General features: G+C 57.6%; 18 protein-coding genes. 16 read left to right on the top strand and 2 right to left on the bottom strand.

The window, feature by feature from the left end; genetic code table 11:
* Positions 1-12 precede the first annotated feature (12 nt).
* Positions 13-858 (bottom strand): RsmD family RNA methyltransferase, encoded by an 846-nt coding sequence (locus ACILSI_RS05500; RefSeq protein WP_395720849.1) that lies wholly within the window; start codon positions 856-858, stop codon positions 13-15.
* Entirely contained in the window at positions 851-2,008 is a 1,158-nt protein-coding gene (locus tag ACILSI_RS05505; protein WP_395720850.1) for a glycosyltransferase family 4 protein, read from the bottom strand. The genes ACILSI_RS05500 and ACILSI_RS05505 overlap by 8 nt, the downstream gene beginning before the upstream one ends.
* Positions 2,009-2,203: 195 nt before the next feature.
* Here ACILSI_RS05505 and rfbF point away from each other — a divergent pair, with 195 nt between their 5' ends.
* The 16 genes from rfbF (at position 2,204) to ACILSI_RS05585 (ending at position 18,035) form a co-directional block, all read left to right on the top strand.
* A complete protein-coding gene (gene rfbF / locus ACILSI_RS05510) occupies positions 2,204-2,977 on the top strand; it encodes a glucose-1-phosphate cytidylyltransferase (RefSeq protein WP_395720851.1) in 774 nt (257 codons plus the stop codon).
* Entirely contained in the window at positions 2,977-4,071 is a 1,095-nt protein-coding gene (gene rfbG, locus ACILSI_RS05515) for a CDP-glucose 4,6-dehydratase (protein WP_395720852.1), read from the top strand. Before rfbF ends, rfbG begins: the two co-directional genes overlap by 1 nt.
* The gene (locus ACILSI_RS05520) at positions 4,059-5,309 is read left to right on the top strand and encodes a methyltransferase domain-containing protein (RefSeq protein ID WP_395720853.1); all 1,251 of its coding nucleotides are present in this window, start codon (positions 4,059-4,061) and stop codon (positions 5,307-5,309) included. Before rfbG ends, ACILSI_RS05520 begins: the two co-directional genes overlap by 13 nt.
* A complete protein-coding gene (gene rfbC, locus ACILSI_RS05525; RefSeq protein ID WP_395720854.1) occupies positions 5,306-5,842 on the top strand; it encodes a dTDP-4-dehydrorhamnose 3,5-epimerase in 537 nt (178 codons plus the stop codon). The genes ACILSI_RS05520 and rfbC overlap by 4 nt, the downstream gene beginning before the upstream one ends.
* Positions 5,839-6,720, top strand: a complete 882-nt coding sequence (locus tag ACILSI_RS05530; protein WP_395720855.1) for an NAD-dependent epimerase/dehydratase family protein — start codon at positions 5,839-5,841, stop codon at positions 6,718-6,720. The genes rfbC and ACILSI_RS05530 overlap by 4 nt, the downstream gene beginning before the upstream one ends.
* Before the next feature lie 152 nt (positions 6,721-6,872).
* Positions 6,873-7,904 (top strand): class I SAM-dependent methyltransferase, encoded by a 1,032-nt coding sequence (locus ACILSI_RS05535; RefSeq protein ID WP_395720856.1) that lies wholly within the window; start codon positions 6,873-6,875, stop codon positions 7,902-7,904.
* 3 nt (positions 7,905-7,907) lie between these two features.
* Positions 7,908-8,675 (top strand): cephalosporin hydroxylase family protein, encoded by a 768-nt coding sequence (locus tag ACILSI_RS05540; protein WP_395720857.1) that lies wholly within the window; start codon positions 7,908-7,910, stop codon positions 8,673-8,675.
* A 24-nt stretch (positions 8,676-8,699) separates the two neighbouring features.
* Entirely contained in the window at positions 8,700-9,893 is a 1,194-nt protein-coding gene (locus ACILSI_RS05545; RefSeq protein ID WP_395720858.1) for a glycosyltransferase family 2 protein, read from the top strand.
* 485 nt (positions 9,894-10,378) lie between these two features.
* Positions 10,379-10,960, top strand: a complete 582-nt coding sequence (locus tag ACILSI_RS05550) for an SIS domain-containing protein (protein ID WP_395720859.1) — start codon at positions 10,379-10,381, stop codon at positions 10,958-10,960.
* Between the two features lie 35 nt (positions 10,961-10,995).
* Positions 10,996-11,997, top strand: coding sequence for a GDP-mannose 4,6-dehydratase (locus tag ACILSI_RS05555; protein WP_395720860.1), 1,002 nt, complete (start codon positions 10,996-10,998; stop codon positions 11,995-11,997).
* 34 nt (positions 11,998-12,031) lie between these two features.
* Entirely contained in the window at positions 12,032-12,988 is a 957-nt protein-coding gene (locus tag ACILSI_RS05560) for an NAD-dependent epimerase/dehydratase family protein (protein ID WP_395720861.1), read from the top strand.
* A gap of 18 nt (positions 12,989-13,006) precedes the next feature.
* Complete coding sequence (locus ACILSI_RS05565; protein WP_395720862.1) at positions 13,007-14,035, top strand: zinc-binding dehydrogenase; 1,029 nt, start codon at positions 13,007-13,009, stop codon at positions 14,033-14,035.
* 5 nt (positions 14,036-14,040) lie between these two features.
* A complete protein-coding gene (locus ACILSI_RS05570) occupies positions 14,041-14,865 on the top strand; it encodes a transketolase (protein WP_395720863.1) in 825 nt (274 codons plus the stop codon).
* A complete protein-coding gene (locus ACILSI_RS05575) occupies positions 14,862-15,788 on the top strand; it encodes a transketolase family protein (RefSeq protein ID WP_395720864.1) in 927 nt (308 codons plus the stop codon). Before ACILSI_RS05570 ends, ACILSI_RS05575 begins: the two co-directional genes overlap by 4 nt.
* Positions 15,785-17,356: a phosphotransferase family protein gene (locus ACILSI_RS05580; protein ID WP_395720865.1), complete on the top strand. Its 1,572-nt coding sequence runs from the start codon at positions 15,785-15,787 to the stop codon at positions 17,354-17,356. Before ACILSI_RS05575 ends, ACILSI_RS05580 begins: the two co-directional genes overlap by 4 nt.
* A 16-nt stretch (positions 17,357-17,372) precedes the next feature.
* A complete protein-coding gene (locus tag ACILSI_RS05585; protein WP_395720866.1) occupies positions 17,373-18,035 on the top strand; it encodes a class I SAM-dependent methyltransferase in 663 nt (220 codons plus the stop codon).
* Positions 18,036-18,045 lie beyond the last annotated feature (10 nt).

Consider the following 18,045-nt stretch of genomic DNA (forward strand, 5'->3'; position numbering starts at 1 on the left):
TTGCCGCTTCGCTCAGGCCTTGTCTCGTTTGGACAGCCACAGGGCGAATGTGCCACAAGGCACCGCAGCCATGTCTTCCATGCCTTTGAGCAGAAGTTCGCCGCTTTCGACTCCACCACCGAAGACGTTGAACTCCTGGCGCATCAGATTGAGCAGCGTCGTGGGTGAAACACTGCCCTGGCGGCAGAACAGCATCACTCCGATCGACTTGTCCGAAAGCAGGCCGCTGACCGTGCCCAGCAGTGGTCCCAGATCGCGCTCCAGCTCAAAACTGCCACGCTTCGCGTCCTTAGGCACGAACGGATCAATCACGATCAGATCGTGGCGGACTGTTTGCGTGCGTTCGCGCTGCGCGAACTTCACCGGATCATCAACCACCCAGCGGATGTCGCGGTTGGCTAGCGTATTGATAGCCGCGCTTTCGCGCACGCGCTGGATCGCCTCTGCTGACACATCCACATGCGTGACCGCCGCGCCCGCCTGTGCCGCCGCTAGCGTGATGCCGCCAGCGCCTCCAAACAAATGCAGAACCCGGGCCGGTAACCGGTTTTTTTCCGCAAAGGCGGCACACAAAGCGCCCACACGTTCCCAGTGCGGACGAAGTTCCGGTGCCAGGCCGCGCACAGCGCCGCCACGCGGCATCTGAAAGCGCACGGAGCCGATTTTCAAACGCTGCGGTGTCTGTGGCTCACGTTTCAGGTCCACCGCCTTCCGCCATTCGGAGCCCGGCAGCTTGCGTCGCCACCAGGCGGCAGGGCAGGGACGCGAGGTCACGATGTTGCCCAATCTCTCCAGCACACGACCACCGCCGCTATCCAGCAGCGCGTAATCCTCGACATTCAGTTCATTTTCAGCCATTCGGTGTTCCCAGGTATCTTTGATAAATTTCCTCCAGCCGGTCCAGCATGAAATCCAGGCTGTGTTTTTGCTCGACCATCTCGCGTCCCGCTCGGGACATGCGCACAGTGGCCTCTTTTTGAGTCACTGCCTCGACGATTCTCGCCGCGAGCGCGTCTGCGTCGCCCGCCGGGGCAATACGGCCGGTGATTCCGTCTTGTATGATCTCCGGAATGCCACCGCAGTCGCTCCCGACCACGGCGGTGCCACAGGCCAGGGCCTGAAGTCCGATCTGTGGGACGCCCTCGTGCTTCACCGAGGGAATGCACAGCACATCCAGCGCACGAAGGATCTCCGGCACATCCTCGCGATGTCCGGCAAACTTCACCTGGTCCTCAACGCCATGCTGCCGTGCCATGCCGGCAAAAACTTCCACTGGCGCGCCACCACCGACGACGACGCATTGAAAGTCCAGTCCAGACTCGCGGAGTTTACGAACCGCCTCGAAGAACACCAAGTGTCCTTTCCACGAGCGCAGCACTGACACCATGCCGATCACCGGCGGCGCGCCCGGTTCTTGCCGGACAGGCAGCTCTGCCTTGGCTCCATTGGGATGAAAGCGCGTCACATCGATGCCGGTGGGGAGTGTTGTGATGTGATCACCGGTCAGATGGAATATTTCTTGAAAGTGATCGGTGATCTTCTGGCTCGTGGTCAGCACATGGTCGGCAAAAGTGGTGAAGGCATGTCTGCTAACGCGCGGATTGGGATAGCTCACATCAATGTGGCGGCTGCGGATGAGCAGAGGTGTCCGCGCCAGTCGCGCCGCAATCCCAAGCAGCCATCCATCACGCGAGCTGTGCGTATTCACGATCTGAATCCGTTCGCGTCGAAGCCACAACGCCAGCCGCATCGCGTCCAGCGGCAGCATCCGTCGATCAAACAGACATTCGCGTGTTCCCATCCCGGCATCCCGGGCACGCTTGAGAACCTGGCTTTGCGGATGCGCCGCCAGCCACACCGGGCAGCCGCGCTTTTGAAAACCACTCAATTCGGCCATCACGCGATGCTCCTGGCCTCCCCAGCCGCGGGAGGCTTCGGAATGGAGGATGCGCCAGGTGGGGCGGGAGGGCAGGGGAGTGCTCGGTTGCAAGCAACGGTTCTGGCCCATGCCTGCCGAAAAATAAAGGGGAAATAGCAGGCGGTTTCATTGTCTACCAAAGAGTTGTGATTCTTGGTTGCGCACCCGTGTGGGAAATTCCACTTTGGCTTTTCTTCCTGTCCCCCGCGCCTTGATTCCTGTTTAAACCGACATGCCCTCCCAACAACCCCAGGCAGTCACCTGCCAGCAGCCCCGTCTCTTGTCATGAAAGTCATCATTCTTTGCGGCGGCCTGGGCACCCGTCTGCGCGAGGAAACCGAATACCGGCCCAAGCCCATGGTGCCCATCGGCGGCCAGCCCATCGTCTGGCACATCATGAAGACGTATGCGCAGCATGGCTTCAAGGATTTCGTCCTCTGTCTGGGCTACAAAGGGGAGAGCATCAAGGACTACTTCCGCAATTACCTCTGGAACCGGAGTGATGTGACACTCAAGCTCGGACGCAGTCCTCAGATCATCTATCACAATGCTCACGATGAGGAGGACTGGACCGTCACGCTGCTGGAAACCGGCATGAACACCATGACTGGCGGGCGTTTGCTCCGCGCCATGCAGCATGTCGGCGACGAGGATGTGCTGCTAACCTATGGCGATGGGCTGACAGACTCCGACATCAGCGCTTCAGTGCGTTTTCACTATGAGCAAAAGGCGCTCGTCACCATGACGGCGGTGCGTCCTGCCGGACGTTTCGGCGAGCTCGGGCTCGATGGTCTGACGGTGCAGTCCTTCAATGAGAAGCCGGAGCAGGAATCCGGCTTTATCAATGGTGGTTACATGGTGCTCGACACATCCGTGCGCACTTACCTCAATGGTGACGATTGCATCTTCGAACGTGAACCGCTCCAAAAGCTGGCGGAGACCGGGCAGTTGAAAGCGTATTGCCACGACGGCTTCTGGCAGTGCATGGACACCTACCGTGAGTTTGAGATGCTCAACAAAATGTGGGACAGCGGCAACGCCCCCTGGAAAATCTGGTGATGTTCGGCTCCACCTATCAAGGCAAACGAGTGCTCATGACCGGTCACACCGGATTCAAAGGCTCCTGGCTTACGCTCTGGCTGCACGCCCTCGGCGCGAAGGTCAGCGGTTATTCTCTCGCGCCGTTGCATGCGGAGGATTTGAAGCACTTCATCCCGCGTGACGTGCTGGAGCACGAATGGATCGCCGATCTGCGGGATCGCGAATCGCTCACGAAGGCCATCGAGACCGCCAAGCCGGACTTGATCATGCATCTGGCCGCTCAGCCGCTGGTGCGCCTGTCGTATGCGGAGCCGTTGGAGACATTTTCCGTGAATGCCTGGGGCACGGCGCTGCTGCTCGAAACCGTGCGTGCCACGAACTGCACCGCGCCGGTCATCGTCGTCACTAGTGACAAATGTTACCTCAACCAAAACCTCGGACGTCCTTTCTCCGAGGATGATCCGCTCGGCGGGCATGACGTGTATTCGATGAGCAAAGCGGCCACGGAGCTCGTCGTCGCGGCGTGGCATGCCTCGTTCTTCGCACGTGAAGAGGGCAGGGGACGCCTCGCGTCCGTGCGGGCTGGAAACGTCATCGGGGGCGGTGATTATGCGGCGGATCGCATCCTGCCGGACTGTGTGCGGGCGCAGGTGGCGGGAGAGCCGGTCATTCTACGGAATCCGAACGCCACACGGCCCTGGCAACATGTGCTGGAGTGCCTCAGCGGTTACTTGAGCGTTGGGCAGCATCTCTTTGCCGATCCCTCATCGAAAGAGCTGCTTAACCTCAACTTCGGCCCCGCGCCCGAGTCTGAACGCAGCGTGGGTGAGGTGGTGAAGGCCTTCTTTGAAGCCTGGCCGGGCCGCTGGGAAGCTCGACCCGATCCCAACGCCCTGCCAGAGGCCACAAGGCTGACTTTGAGCCATGAAAAAGCCACGCGCCTGCTCGGCTGGCGTCCCGTGTGGGACTTCCAGGCGGCCACCGAGGCCACCGCAGCCTGGTATCGCACCCGCCACACGGAAAAAGAGGCGGACATGCTGGCTTTCACCCGACATCAAATCATTGAATACGCCGAGCAGGCCCGGAATGCGGGCCTTGCGTGGACCAACTGATTCCGAACATGCCCGCCGCCTATCGCTGCCGTTCCTGCGGCTCCACCCGCTCCCTTCCAGTCATCGACCTTGGCCTTCAGCCGCTGGCGAACAATCTGCTCCGCCCCGAAGACCTCGGAAAGCCGGAGCCACGCTTCCCGCTGGCCGTCTTTGTCTGCGGTGATTGCTGGCTGATGCAGATCACGGATACCGTGCCGCCCGTCGATCTCTTCAGCGATTACATCTACTTCTCGTCCTTCTCCGATGCCATGCTGCGTCACGCCCGTGTCGCCGTGCAAAAGCACATCGCTGAGAAGAAACTCGGCAAGGACAGCTTCGTCATCGAGATCGCGAGCAATGACGGCTACCTGCTCAAGAACTTCGTTGAGGCGGGAGTTCCCTGCCTCGGATTCGAGCCGGCGGCCAACATTGCCGAGGTGGCCCGCAGAAACGGCGTGGAGACGCATTGTGAGTTCTTCGGCAAAGCCACGGCAGAGGCTCTGCGCGGCCAAAAAGGCCAGGCCGACCTCATTTTGGGCAACAACGTCTTCGCCCATGCGCCGGACACGAATGACTTCGTCGCCGGTGCTGCGGAACTGCTCAAGCCGGATGGCTGGGTGGTCTTCGAGTTCCCTTATGGCGTTGAAATGATCGACAAGGTGGAGTTCGACACGATCTACCACGAGCACGTCTATTACTTCACCCTCACGCCGCTCATCCCGCTGTTTGCTCGTCACGGCATGGAGGTCTTCCACGTCGAGCGCCTGCCTATCCACGGCGGATCGCTGCGCCTCTACGCCTGCAAAAAAGACGTCGAGACCATTCGCGACACGGTGAAACAAACCTTGGATGCCGAAACCAGCCAGGGAGTCAGCAGCGCAGGGTATTATCAACGCTTCAGCGAGCAGGCCGCCCGCGTGAAGGCGGACTTGATCGCCTTCTTCGAGGAGCAAAAACAGGCCGGCAAGACCGTCGCGGCCTACGGAGCCTCTGCGAAGGGCAGCACGCTGATCAACTACGTTGGCGATGCGGCCAAGAACCTCGCCTTCATCGCCGATCGGAGTACTTACAAGCAAGGGCGTCTCAGTCCTGGGCTGCATGTGCCCGTCGTGGCCGCCGAGGAACTGGCTGCCCACCGCCCGGACTATGCCGTGCTGCTCGTTTGGAACTTTGCCGAGGAAGTCATGGCTCAGCAGCATGAGTTCCGCGCCCAAGGCGGTCGTTTTGTCATTCCACTGCCGAAACTGACTGTGGCATGAAATTTGTCCCCACGGCACTCGAAGGCGTTCTAATCGTCGAGCCAGAACCTCGCCGAGATGATCGCGGCTTCCTGGCGCGGACTTATTGTGACCGTGAATTCGCCGCCCAGGGGCTCAACACACTCTGGGTGCAGCAGAATCACACCGCCACGCGGCAAAAAGGCAGCGTCCGCGGCATGCATTGGCAGGCTGAGCCGCTGCCTGAGATCAAACTCGTCCGCTGTCTGGCGGGACGCGTGCTGGATGTGGTCGTCGATGTGCGCCCGGGGTCTCCCACCTTTGGAAAATGGCATGCGGAAGAGCTTTCCGCCGAAAACATGAGGGCGCTCTACATCCCGGCGGGCTTTGCGCACGGTTTTCAGTGCCAGGAGGAGAGCTGCGAGCTTTTTTACCTGATGTCGGAGTTTTATCAGCCGGAGATGGCTCGTGGATTGCGCTGCGATGATCCTGAGGTTGGCATCGCTTGGCCGCTGCCCGTTTTGAACCTTTCGCCGCGTGACGCGGTCCTGCCTGGATTGAGCGAACTCGCATGAAAATCTTCGTCACCGGTGCCACGGGCTTCATTGGACGCGCTTTTTGTGCAGAGGCCATCCGGCGTGGTCATAGGCTCCTCGCACTTACCCGCGATCCTGCAGCGCAGATCGCAGCTGACGTCGAAGTCGCGATCGGCAGTCTCTCGGAGACGCCATGGGATCAGGTGACACGTTTTGCACCTGAAGCCGCTCTGCATCTCGCGTGGATTGCCGAGCCGGGCGTGTATCTCAAGTCCCCAGAAAACGAGGTCTGGCTCGAACAGAGCAAAGCATGGTTTCGCAAGCTGATGGAACTTGGCGTGCCCTACCTAGCCGGAACTGGAACATGTATCGAATACGCGCCTTCCACAGAGCCGCTGAACGAAGAGCAATCCCCCTTGGCACCGCAGTTTCCGTATTCAAAAGCCAAGGCGGCGCTGTGCGAGTGGTTGCGCGGTCACGCAACTGGCGATTGGGCCTGGTTTCGCATCTTCTATCCTTATGGTCCTGGCGAGCATGCAAACCGAGTCTGCACCTCCCTGCTGACAAGCCTGCGAACTGGCAGGCCGCTGGCGCTGCGCACTCCTGACAGTGTGAAGGATTATCTCTACATTGACGACCTGGCAGAGGCTCTGTGCGTGGCCATGGAGGGCCGCCACACAGGCGCGATCAACATCGGTTCCGGGCGTGGCGTGGCGATCCGCGACCTAGCGGCGCTCATGGCGGAACTCACCAATGCCTCCCCCCAGCTCGTGCGGCAGGCAGCAGAGTTGGCGCATGATTCCAGTCCTGTGACAGTCGCAGACATGCGTCGGTTAAAGCAGGCCGGATGGTGCCCCAAAACCAGTCTGAAGGACGGACTGCAACACCTCATTGACAGTCTGCTGGTGACGGCATAGAGAGCCTGATGATTACCGCCGAAACCAACCAGACAGAGACTTTGACGTCCTGCCCGGGGTGCGGTTCGGCAGCGCTTGGCGAGAGGTATTTCCTGGCGCGGCAGCCCGTGATCTCAAACTACCGTTTTGCCTCAAGTGCTGAGGCCAGGGCCGTGACCCGCCGTGATATGGATCTGTGTGAATGCACTGCCTGTGGGCTCATTTTCAATGCCGTTTTCGATGCCGGGGCAATCCCGTATGATGAGCGCTACGAGAACTGCCAGCATTTTTCCACGGGTTTCCGGTCACTGCTGGAAGAGCTGTCCCAGACCCTCACCGAACGCTATCTGAAGCCGGGTGGCACCGTGCTCGAAGTCGGATGCGGCCGGGGTGACTTCCTCAAGCAGATCTGCGAGCATGCCGGTGCCACGGGGACCGGCTATGACACCGCCTGTGATGTCTCCGACAGCGACGAGCGCGTGACCCTCTTCAGACGCTATGTCACCGCTGCGGATGTGAAGGGGCACGTTGATCTTGTGGTGTGTCGGCATGTGGTGGAGCATGTCTCCGAGATCGGGGATTTTTTCCGCTCACTGCATGCTATGGCCGTCGCAGGCGGAGGAACTGCCGTTTACATCGAAACACCGGCGCTGGAATGGATCGTGGAGAAGCGCGCCTTTTACGATGTGTTCTACGAGCACTGCAATTACTTCAAGACCGACACCCTCTGCCAACTGGCAGAGCAGGCAGGCTTTGGGGTGATCGACCAGCGGCTGGTCTTCAGCGGCCAGTATCAAGCTCTCGAATTAAAACCCGTGCCGCCGAAGAATCCTTTCACACCAGTCCTAAAGCCTGCGGGCTTGGTGCTGCGAAACTTTGCCGAGGACATCGAGCGTTCACGACAGGCTGTGGCGGCGAATCTGGAAAAGGCCGGAGCCGCTGGCGGATGGGCCATCTGGGGCGCTGGCGCGAAAGGCGTCTCCCTGGCCAGCGTGCTGTCCACGCCACATCCCCTTTTCATCATCGATTCCAACCCTTCCAAGCAGGGCAAGTTCATCCCCGGAAGCGGCATTCCAGTCATCGCCCCACACGATCCAAGGATCGCGGACATCCCAGTGATCCTTGTGGCGAATCCCAACTACCTTTCTGAAATACACGCCACGCTTGGGCAGCATGGCTTTACCCCATGCCTCGTACCTCTTTGAACCATGCAACTGCACATTGACACTGACGCGCAAACACTGCTCCACCAGACATCCGACGGCGAGCGATCCATGAACCTTTACAGCGTGGAGGCATTTAACCTTGTCTCCTCACTTTGGGTGAAGTTGGGGTGGAACGCCAAATATCCATACACCTTCTCATGGCTCGGCAGGCCCTTGATCCAACTGCCTGAGGATGTGATCCGCATTCAGGAAGTGATCCAGCAACTCAAGCCGGATGTGATTATTGAGACTGGTGTCGCGCACGGCGGTTCGCTGGTATTTTACGCCTCCTTGTTTGAGGCCATGCGCTCCAAGGGGCGAGTTATCGGCATCGACATCGAGATCCGTCCGCACAACCGTCAGGCCATTGAGGAGCACCCGCTTTTCGACAGAATCACGCTCATTGAAGGCTCGTCTATTGATCCAGATACGGTGGCGAAGGCGAAAGCCCTCATCGCCCCTGGAGAGAAAGTTCTCGTGATCCTAGATTCAAACCATCTTCGCGACCATGTGCGGGCGGAGCTAGAGGCGTATTGCGATCTCGTTTGTCCAGGCTCCTACATCGTGGCCACGGACGGCGTCATGCAGGAGGTGGCGGATGTGCCACGCGGTGCGCCGAGTTGGATCGACGACAATCCCAGTGCCGCAGCGCACCAATTCGCCACAGCGCACCCGGAGTTTGAGCTGGTAAAGATTCCCTACGTCTTCAATGAAAGCTCGTTGAACACGCAGATCACCCACTGGCCTGATGCATGGCTGCGCCGCCGTTGAGCCGCACGGATTCGATTCACTTCCATGCCCGCCCCACTTGTCTCCATCGCCCTGCCAACCAAAAACCGAGCTTTTTTGCTCGATGATTGCATACGTTTAGCCCTTGATCAGTCCTATGGAAACATTGAACTTATTGTGGCAGATAATGATGAAACCACTGCCACACATGAGGTTGTGTCACGCTTTAGCGATTCGCGTCTCCGCTATGTGAAGACCGGTGGACTGTCCATGCCGGACAACTGGGACGCGGCCTTCCGTGCCACGCGTGGGGATGTGATCATGATGCTCGAGGACAAACAGTTCTTGAAGCATCATGCCGTCGAGACTCTGGTGCGGTATTTTGAGGATTCAGCCACTGATGTGGTCACATGGGGAAGTGACTCCTTTGATGATTTGGGACGGTTTCGACGAGTTTGGACGCCCCCTGCATCACGAAGAACCGAGATGCTCAGTTGCGACGAGGTGCTCGACCGTTTTTTATGCGGAAAATCAAGTGAATGGAGCCATTTTCTGCCCATTGCACATCTCAGCGCGGTACGACGCTCCTTGGCGGAGAAGGTGGAAAGGTCGACCACTGGTCGCCAGTTCCTTCCGATGAGTCCGGATTATACCTCCGCGTTTCAATGGCTGGCTCATGGTGGCAAAGTTGCCTGTCTGGCGGAGGCGCTGGTCGTATATTGCACCAAAAAACACAGCAATGGCCGCGCCATTCAATTGAAGCTCCCCGGCAGTTCTTCATTTTTCGATGAACTAAAGTCCAAGGACAGCATCGGTTATGACCAGATCCCTGTGAAGGTTATGACCATTCCTGGTGCCATATACAACGACTACATCCGCTTGCGCAAGATGCTTGGCGGCAGGCTTGAGCAGCACCCAGTTGACATGGTGCGTTTCTACCTGGCCATTCATGCCTCCATTTCCAGTTCGCTGAAAGAAGGCGTTGACATGCGTGGTGAATTGGCTGCCTGGCGGAGTGCATTGGACTTGGAGCCTCCTGAGGTTCGTGAGAACGTGTTGTGTCAAATCAAGCCCGCGCGACGGGGAGACAAGCTGTCGGCGCTCGCCAAAAGAGTCGAGAACCAACTCAAGGGGGCATGGAAAACTTGGGTGCTACGGCAGCCCGAATGGTGTCACGCAACCGCAGCCTCATACATTGCCGAGCAGAAGCGTGCGTACCTCTCACAACGGCATTGTTTGACGTCCGTGTCGAAGGACTAGGATTCGTGGAGCCTCATTTGGATGCAAGACCTTGACACGTTGCGAAATCGCCATCAAAGAAGTCGCTCGTTTCCCATGACCTGCTCCACGTTTTTCAGTGAGCAGTTTTACACTGTCTTTACTAAATATCTGTCGGTTTCCTTACCGAGGGCGGTAGCTTGTCTGGAAATGCCCATTGAGATTCTGAGTCTGAATGTTGAGAATGGCAGAAGTTTTGACGTGCGTTGCTCTTGGATTCTACAGTGTCTGCTTGGCAGCATTCGCAAGTGCAGCCAACACCAGAAGCTATTCGGAAGTTTTTCATTAATACCTTGGGCTTTTCAAAAGGCCCGCATGAAAAACTGCACACGAGCGCAACGAGCATTCGGGTTCGAACGCATCTATCAGCCCACAGGTGCAGGGTGCCGCCAGCTAAATCATCGGCGAGCACAGCTAGGTGAATATGCGCTGCGGCAACTAAATGCACCTAGTAAAAAACCTTCATCATGAAGACTGCAAGCATCATCGCAAACTACGCCCAAAATCTCGCGCAAGCGGCCACCACGACTGACTGGTCTCCCGTGCAAAAGCTTGTGGATTTATTGGAAAAAGCCCGATTGGAGCGTCGTCAAGTGTTTCTGTGCGGCAATGGCGGAAGCGCGGCAAATGCGTTGCACATGGCTAACGATTTCTGCGCTGCTATGTTCAAGGGTACACGCGAAGCGATCCGTGCCAATGCTCTTACTGCCAATGTTGGTGTGGTCTCTTGTATTGGCAACGACCTTTCTTACGAGCAAATTTTCTCTCAGCAGCTTCGCGTGCTGGCGGAGCCTGGGGATCTGCTCATCGTTCTCTCAGGTAGTGGCAATTCGCCAAATATTCTCGCCGTGCTTCAGGAGGCGAGCGCGCTTGGCGTGCATTCCATAGCCATCCTTGGCTTCGACGGCGGCAAGGCGCTTTCCATGTGTGATTTGCCGGTTCATTTCCCGATCCATGACATGCAGATTGTCGAGGATCTGCAACTTGTCGTGGGTCACATGATCATGCGCAGCATCACAGCCAAGCACGGCAAAGGCTGCGGCTACTAGTCCTTCCTTGTGCCAATTTGTTCAATTCAACCTCCATGAGTCAAAAAATCCTTGTTATTGGCAGCAACTCCTTCTCAGGTGCCAGCTTTGTTCGTTACCTCCTAGCTCAGCCGAGTCTTGAAGTCGTCGGTGTCAGCCGCTCCGGTGAGCCTGATATTGCCTTCGCTCCTCACCGATGGGACAAGGATGGGCGCCAGTCGCGTTTCACTTTTCACTCGCTTGATCTGCGTCGTGACCTCGGCAAGGTCGTGCAGATAGCGGGGGACATTGGTGCCACGCATGTTGTTAACTTTGCCGCTCAGGGAATGGTGGCGGAGAGTTGGCTCAAGCCCGAAGATTGGTATCAAACAAACACCGTCTCCACCATCATGCTTCATGACCGGCTTCGGAAGCTGCGCGGTTTACAAAAATATGTGCATATTTCCACACCTGAGGTCTATGGCAGCACGGCTGGGCTCTTGAAGGAGACGCGGAACTACAATCCCAGTACCCCCTATGCCACATCTCGTGCCGCGTGCGATATGAGCCTGCACAATTTTCTAGAAAACTACGGCTTCCCAGTGGTGTGGACGCGTGCGGCTAATGTCTATGGCCCTGGCCAGCAGCTTTACCGTGTCATTCCACGCATGGTGATGGCCATCCTAACCGGGAAAAAGCTTCAACTTCATGGAGGCGGGCATTCCATACGTTCTTTTATTCATATCGACGATGTGGCGTCCGCCACTTGGACTATTGCGCAGAATGCCAAGCCTGGCGGCATTTATCACATCAGCACTGATCGTTTTGTCAGCATCCGTGATCTCGTGAAGCTCGTGTGCGAGCGCATGGGCGAACAGTTTGACAAACACGTTGAGGAAGCCCCTGAGCGCGACGGTAAAGACGCCGCCTACCTGCTCGACGCTGCCAAGGTAAGGGCCGATTTCGGCTGGCAGGACCGCATTTCGCTCGAAGAAGGTGTCGATCAGACAATTGCTTGGGCCAAAGAGCACTTTGAGATGCTCAAAAATCTTCCGCTGCACTACATCCACAAGTCCTGATTTACCGCTTTCTTCACCACCACACAAAACACGCATGAAAAACATCCTCGTCACCGGCGGCTGCGGCTACACGGGCACTCTTTTGACACGTCAGCTCCTTGCCGCTGGCCACAAGGTCACCGTTTTTGACACGCAATGGTTCGGCAACCACCTCGAAGCTCATCCCGCTCTCACTGTCGTGAAAGGCAACGTGCGTAATCTGGAGAGCATCCCACTTGATGGCATCGAGACGGTTTTTCACCTCGCCAATATCGCGAATGATCCTGCCGTGGATCTCGAGCCCACGCTCTCCTGGGAAGTGAACGTCCTTGCAGCCATGCAAATGGCTGATCAATGCGTGCGCAAAGGTGTGAAGCAGTTCGTCTTTGCCTCCTCCGGCAGCGTTTACGGCCTCAAAGATGAAGATTGCGTCACTGAGGATCTCGAACTCGTGCCCATCTCCGTTTACAACAAGACCAAGATGGTCGCCGAGCGTGTGCTTCTTAGCTATGCGGACAAAATGCAGGTGCTGTGTGTGCGCCCTGCCACGGTCTGCGGTTACTCTCCCCGCATGCGCCTCGATGTGGCCGTGAACATGCTCACTTTCCAAGCCCTGAAGAACAAGCGCATCACCGTCTTCGGTGGCGACCAGACGCGTCCCAATATCCACATTGAGGATCTTGTGGATGTGTACATGCATCTTCTCGCCAATCCTCAGATCGCTTCTGGCTGCTACAACGCGGGCTTTGAAAACATCACCATCCTGGAGATTGCCAATCGCGTGACTGAAATCATTCCTGCCGAGGTTGTTGTCAGTGAATCCAATGATCCCCGCTCTTACCGCCTCGATTCGAGCAAGCTTCTCGCGACGGGCTTTAAGCCGAAGCGTTCTGTCGGCCAGGCGATTCGCGAGATGATCGAGCTTTATCAGAAGGGTATCCTCACAGACAACGAAAAGTCTCATACCGTGAAATGGATGCAGCAGCTCATCAAGACAGGTGACCTTGTCTAAAGAACCGCTTCCTGCCCGATGAAAACTCTCGCTGCCATCCTGGTCGAACAAAAAAAGCCTCTCATCCTCGATGAGGTGGGCATCCCGCCGCTGCGTTTTGGCCAGGTGCTTGTGGAGATCGCCGCTACCCGCATCTGCGGTTCGCAACTCGGTGAGATCGAAGGCGTCAAAGGTCCAGATCGCTGGCTGCCTCATCTCCTCGGTCATGAGGGCGGCGGCACGGTGCTCGAAGTCGGCCCCGAAGTCACGCATGTGAAGCCCGGAGATCGCGTTGTGATGCATTGGCGTCCGGGGCTGGGCCTTCAGCCCAAACCTGCTGTGTATGACTGGAACGGAAAGGCCACCAACGCCGGCCCGATCACCACCTTCCAGCGCCTCAGCGTTGTGGCGGAAAACCGCCTCACCGTGGTACCTGCGGACACTGACTTCGAATTGTGCTGCCTGCTGGCTGACACACTTACCACAGGCTTTGGCACCATCACCAACGATGCCCGCGTCCGCATTGGCGAATCAGTTGTCATCATCGGTTGTGGCGGCATCGGCTTGGGTGCCGTGCTTGGAGCCTCGCTGGCGGGTGCTTGCCCGGTCATCGCGGTGGACATCGTGGATCACAAACTCGATAAAGCGAAGCAGTATGGCGCTACCCACACCATCAATTCAAAGACCACGGATTTCCGTGCTGCCGCTGAGGAAATACTCAAGGGGAAAGCCGATGTCGTCATCGACGGCACGGGCAATCCCAGTGTGCTTCAGGAGGCTTTAGCCCTCACCGCACCGAAGGGACGCTGCGTGGGCATCGGCGTCATGCCTTACGACCGCACCATTTCCATCAACACGCTTCAATTTCACTTTGGCAAGGAACTCACTGGCTCCGAAGGCGGTTCCAGCCAGCCCGCCATCGACATCCCGCGCCAGCTCCGCATGATCCAGCACGGTCGTTTTGACCCCAAAGGCATGGTTTCGCACCGCCTGAAGCTCGAAGAGGTTAATGACGGCATCGCCCGCATGCGCAGCGGCGAAACGATCCACAGCATTATCCACCTCTGATTCGCATGGCCGACACCGACATAGCTGCCTTGAACAAAATCGCCGCGCAGATGCGTGGTAAGGTCATCGAGATGGTCGCTGCCTCTGGCGCAGCTCATCTCGCCTCCGCCATGTCGTGTCTCGACATCGTCGTGGCAGCTTACTGGCGCATTTTAAAGCTTGATGCCTCCACTGCGGCTGATCCGCTGCGTGATCGCTTCATCCTCAGCAAAGGCCACGCTGCCAGCGCCCTCTATGCGGTGCTCGCCGAGCGGGGCTTCTTCAGCAAAGACTGGCTGGATTCCTTTGCCACGCATGGTGCGCCTCTCGCTGAGCAGCCTGCTCCTGGTTGTGCGCCAGGCGTCGAACTGGCCACGGGTTCTTTGGGGCACGGGCTTCCGGTTGGCGCGGGTCACGCTCTCGCGGCGCAGATCCAAAAGCACGACTACCAGGTCCTCGTCTGCATGAGTGATGGCGAATGCAATGAAGGCACCGTTTGGGAGGCCGCGATGTTTGCGGCAGCTCGCAAGCTGCAAAACCTCACCGTTGTCGTTGATTACAACAAATGGCAGGCCACTGGCCGCTCAAACGAGGTCATGCAGCTCAGCCCGCTGCGTGAGAAATGGGCCGCTTTTGGTTGGAAGGCCGTCGAAGTCGATGGGCATGACATTGCCGCCCTCGTTGACGCTCTCGACCGCTCCAAGCAGGATGCCGACAAGCCCACCGCCATCATCGCTCACACGGTGAAAGGCAAGGGCGTCTCCTTCATGGAGGACGACAATAACTGGCACTACCGCGTGCCCAAAGCCGCCGAGGTGGAGGCGGCTAAAAAAGAACTCGGACTCCTATGAGAAACGCTTTTGCAGACGAGATACTCTCCCTCGCTAGGCAGGACCCGCGTGTGGTCTTGCTCTCCGCCGACATCGGCAACCGCCTCTTTGACAAGCTCAAGGCGGAGTTCCCTGACCGCTTTTACAACTGTGGTGTAGCTGAGGCGAACATGATCGGTGTGGCTGCTGGCCTGGCCCAGAGCGGCTTGCGCCCGTTCTGCTACACCATCACGCCGTTCATCACCTACCGCTGCATGGAGCAGATCCGCGTGGATCTTTGCTACCATCACCTGCCTGTCACCGTCGTGGGCACAGGTTCTGGTTTGTCGTATGCGTCGCTTGGCGGCACACACCATTCCTGTGAGGAAATGGGCATGCTGCGTCTGCTTCCTGGTCTCACCGTCTGCGGCCCGGCTGATGCATCGGAGTTGCGTGCCTTGCTGCGCGACTCGTTGAATCAAAACGGCCCTGTTTACCTTCGGATCGGCAAGAAAGGCGAACCGCAGATGCACAGTGATGTCCCTGCGTTGAAATTTGGGCAATCCGTTGCTCTTCGCGAAGGAACTGAAGCCTGCATTTTGAGTATCGGCACCGTTTTGCCTGTCGCCATGGCCGCTGCGGAAAAACTGGCCTCCAGCGGCATTTCGACGCGAGTTGTCACTTTTCCGACGTTGAAGCCGCTCGACGAAAAATGCCTCCATGAGGCTTTTTCGTGCTTTAAGGTCGTCGCCACGCTCGAAGAGCACAGCATTCTCGGCGGACTCGGTGGTTCCGTGGCGGAGTGGAAGGCCGATCACCCCGAATTGAATGCTCGTCTGGTTCGCCTCGGCACGCCAGATGAGTTCCTGCACCTTACCTGCGAGCAAGAAGAGGCCCGCGAGCACTACGGCCTCACCGCCGAAGGTGTCGCTGGTCGAATCGAGACGCTCCTGCGCCCCGCATGATCATCGGCGTCGATTTCGACAACACGATTGTCTGCTACGACGGTATCTTTCACCGCGTGGCCTTGGAGCGTGGTCTTATCCCCGCTGATCTGCCACAGGATAAAACAACCATTCGCAATCACCTGCGCCAGATCGGTCAGGAGCCTGACTGGACCGAGATGCAGGGCTACGTTTATGGTCCACGTCTCATCGACGCTCAAGCCTACCCAGCCGTGCTCGATTTCTTCCGGGCGGCGGTGAAACAAGGCGTCGAAGTGCGAATCGTAAGCCACAAAACCAAGCATCCCTTCCTCGGAGAGCAGCACGATCTTCATGCTGCCGCCTGGGGGTGGCTGGAGGCCAATGGGTTCTTCGATCCAGCCCGCATCGGCATGCGGCGTGACCAGGTCTTCCTCGAGCTCACCAAAGAATCCAAGCACCAGCGTATTGGCACACTTGGTTGCACACACTTCATCGACGATCTGCCCGAGTTCCTCCTTGATCCCGGTTTCCCGGTTGGCGTCGAACGCATTCATTTCGATCCCTGCGGTACTGCGAGGCCTGAAAACGGCCTGCGCTCCGCTCAAAGTTGGTCGCAGATTACCGGCGAGCTTTTGGTCAACCCTTCGGTGCTTGATCTGGCATGCTCGGTTTTATCGGGTGCTGAAATCAATTTCAAGCCTGTCAGTGGCGGTGCTAACAACCGGATCTTCCATGCCATGGCTGCATCTGGTGAGGTCATCATCAAGGCCTACCACCACAGCACGGCGGATCAGCGGGATCGCTTTGCAGCGGAGCAGCACTTTTACCATCTGGACCTGCCCGCCACGCCGCAACCGCTCGCTTGGGATGCCGAAAATCGGCTAGGAGCCTTCAGCGTGATCCATGGGAGGAAACTCACGACGGATGAAGTCACCGCGGAGGATGTGCAGCAATGCATTGAGTGGATCAGTGGTATCCAAAAAGCCCGCCAGCATCACGAGGCGGCTGATGTGGCCTTGGCGGCGGATGCCTGTCTCTCGATCGAAGATCACATCTCCCTCGTCGAACGGCGTGTGAAACGTCTTTTGGATATTGGAGAGGATCACGGAGACTTTCGTTCTTTTGTATCGGAGGCTCTCGCTCCTCATGTGGAGGATATGGCCGCCCGTCTCCGCGAAGTAGCCGGAGCGCTGCTCGATGTGCCGCTACCTATGGAGCACCGGGTGCTTTCACCGTCCGATTTTGGCTTTCACAATGCGCTGAAGGATGAAGCCGGGAAGCTCTGGTTCTTCGATTTTGAGTACGCCGGCTGGGATGATCCCGCAAAGCTGCTTTGTGATTTCTTCTGTCAGCCGCAGGTGCCGGTTTCCATCGAGCATGCCGACAGATTTTTAGAGACCCTGCAGATGGCCGTTGGGGATGAAGATCTTCCAGCCCGCTACAAGATGCTTCTGCCTCTTCATGCAGCCAAATGGGCCTGCATCTTGCTCAACGAGTTCTTGAAGCCCGATGCCGAACGGCGTCGCTTTGCTGGATTGCAGGATCGCCGTGTGGCCCAGCTCGAAAAAGCCCGCGCGATGCTCGCCAAGAGCATCTCTTTTTGCTAAAGTCTCCTCATTTCTCATGTCCCAGCTCCGCAATTTCGTCACCCCGCTACACAAAGCCACCTCCCGCAAATACATCGAACGCATGTGCGACGACAAAGTCGCCTGCATGCTCAAGGCTAAAGAGTATGAGTTCGACTACTGGGATGGTGACCGTCGATTCGGCTACGGAGGTTACAAATACCTTGCCGGGCGCTGGGCTCCCGTTGCAAAAGTGTTGATCGAAACTTACGGACTGAAGGCGGGATCACGCGTGCTAGACGTCGGCTGCGGCAAAGGCTTCCTGCTTTACGAGATGCAACTCATCGAGCCAGGCCTCGAAATCCACGGCATGGATGTGTCTGAGCATGGGCTGGCGAACGTGCATCCCGATTTGAAGGCCAGACTTGTGCGCCATCGTGCCCAGGATCCCTATCCTTGGCCCGACAAGCACTTCGATCTCGTCATCTCGCTGAATACCCTTCACAACCTGCGTCTGTTTGAACTGCAGGCGGCAATTTCTGAGATCAGCCGCGTTGGCAAACAGGGATATTTGCTCGTTGAGAGCTATCGTAACGAGGAGGAACTCTTCAATCTACAGTGCTGGGCACTCACCTGTGAGTCCTTCTTTGATGTGGATGAGTGGCTTTGGCTCTACAAGCACTTCGGTTACGAAGGTGATTACGAGTTCATTTACTTTTGATTCAATATTC

Source organism: Prosthecobacter sp., from assembly GCF_044232965.1.
Taxonomy (GTDB): domain Bacteria; phylum Verrucomicrobiota; class Verrucomicrobiia; order Verrucomicrobiales; family Verrucomicrobiaceae; genus Prosthecobacter.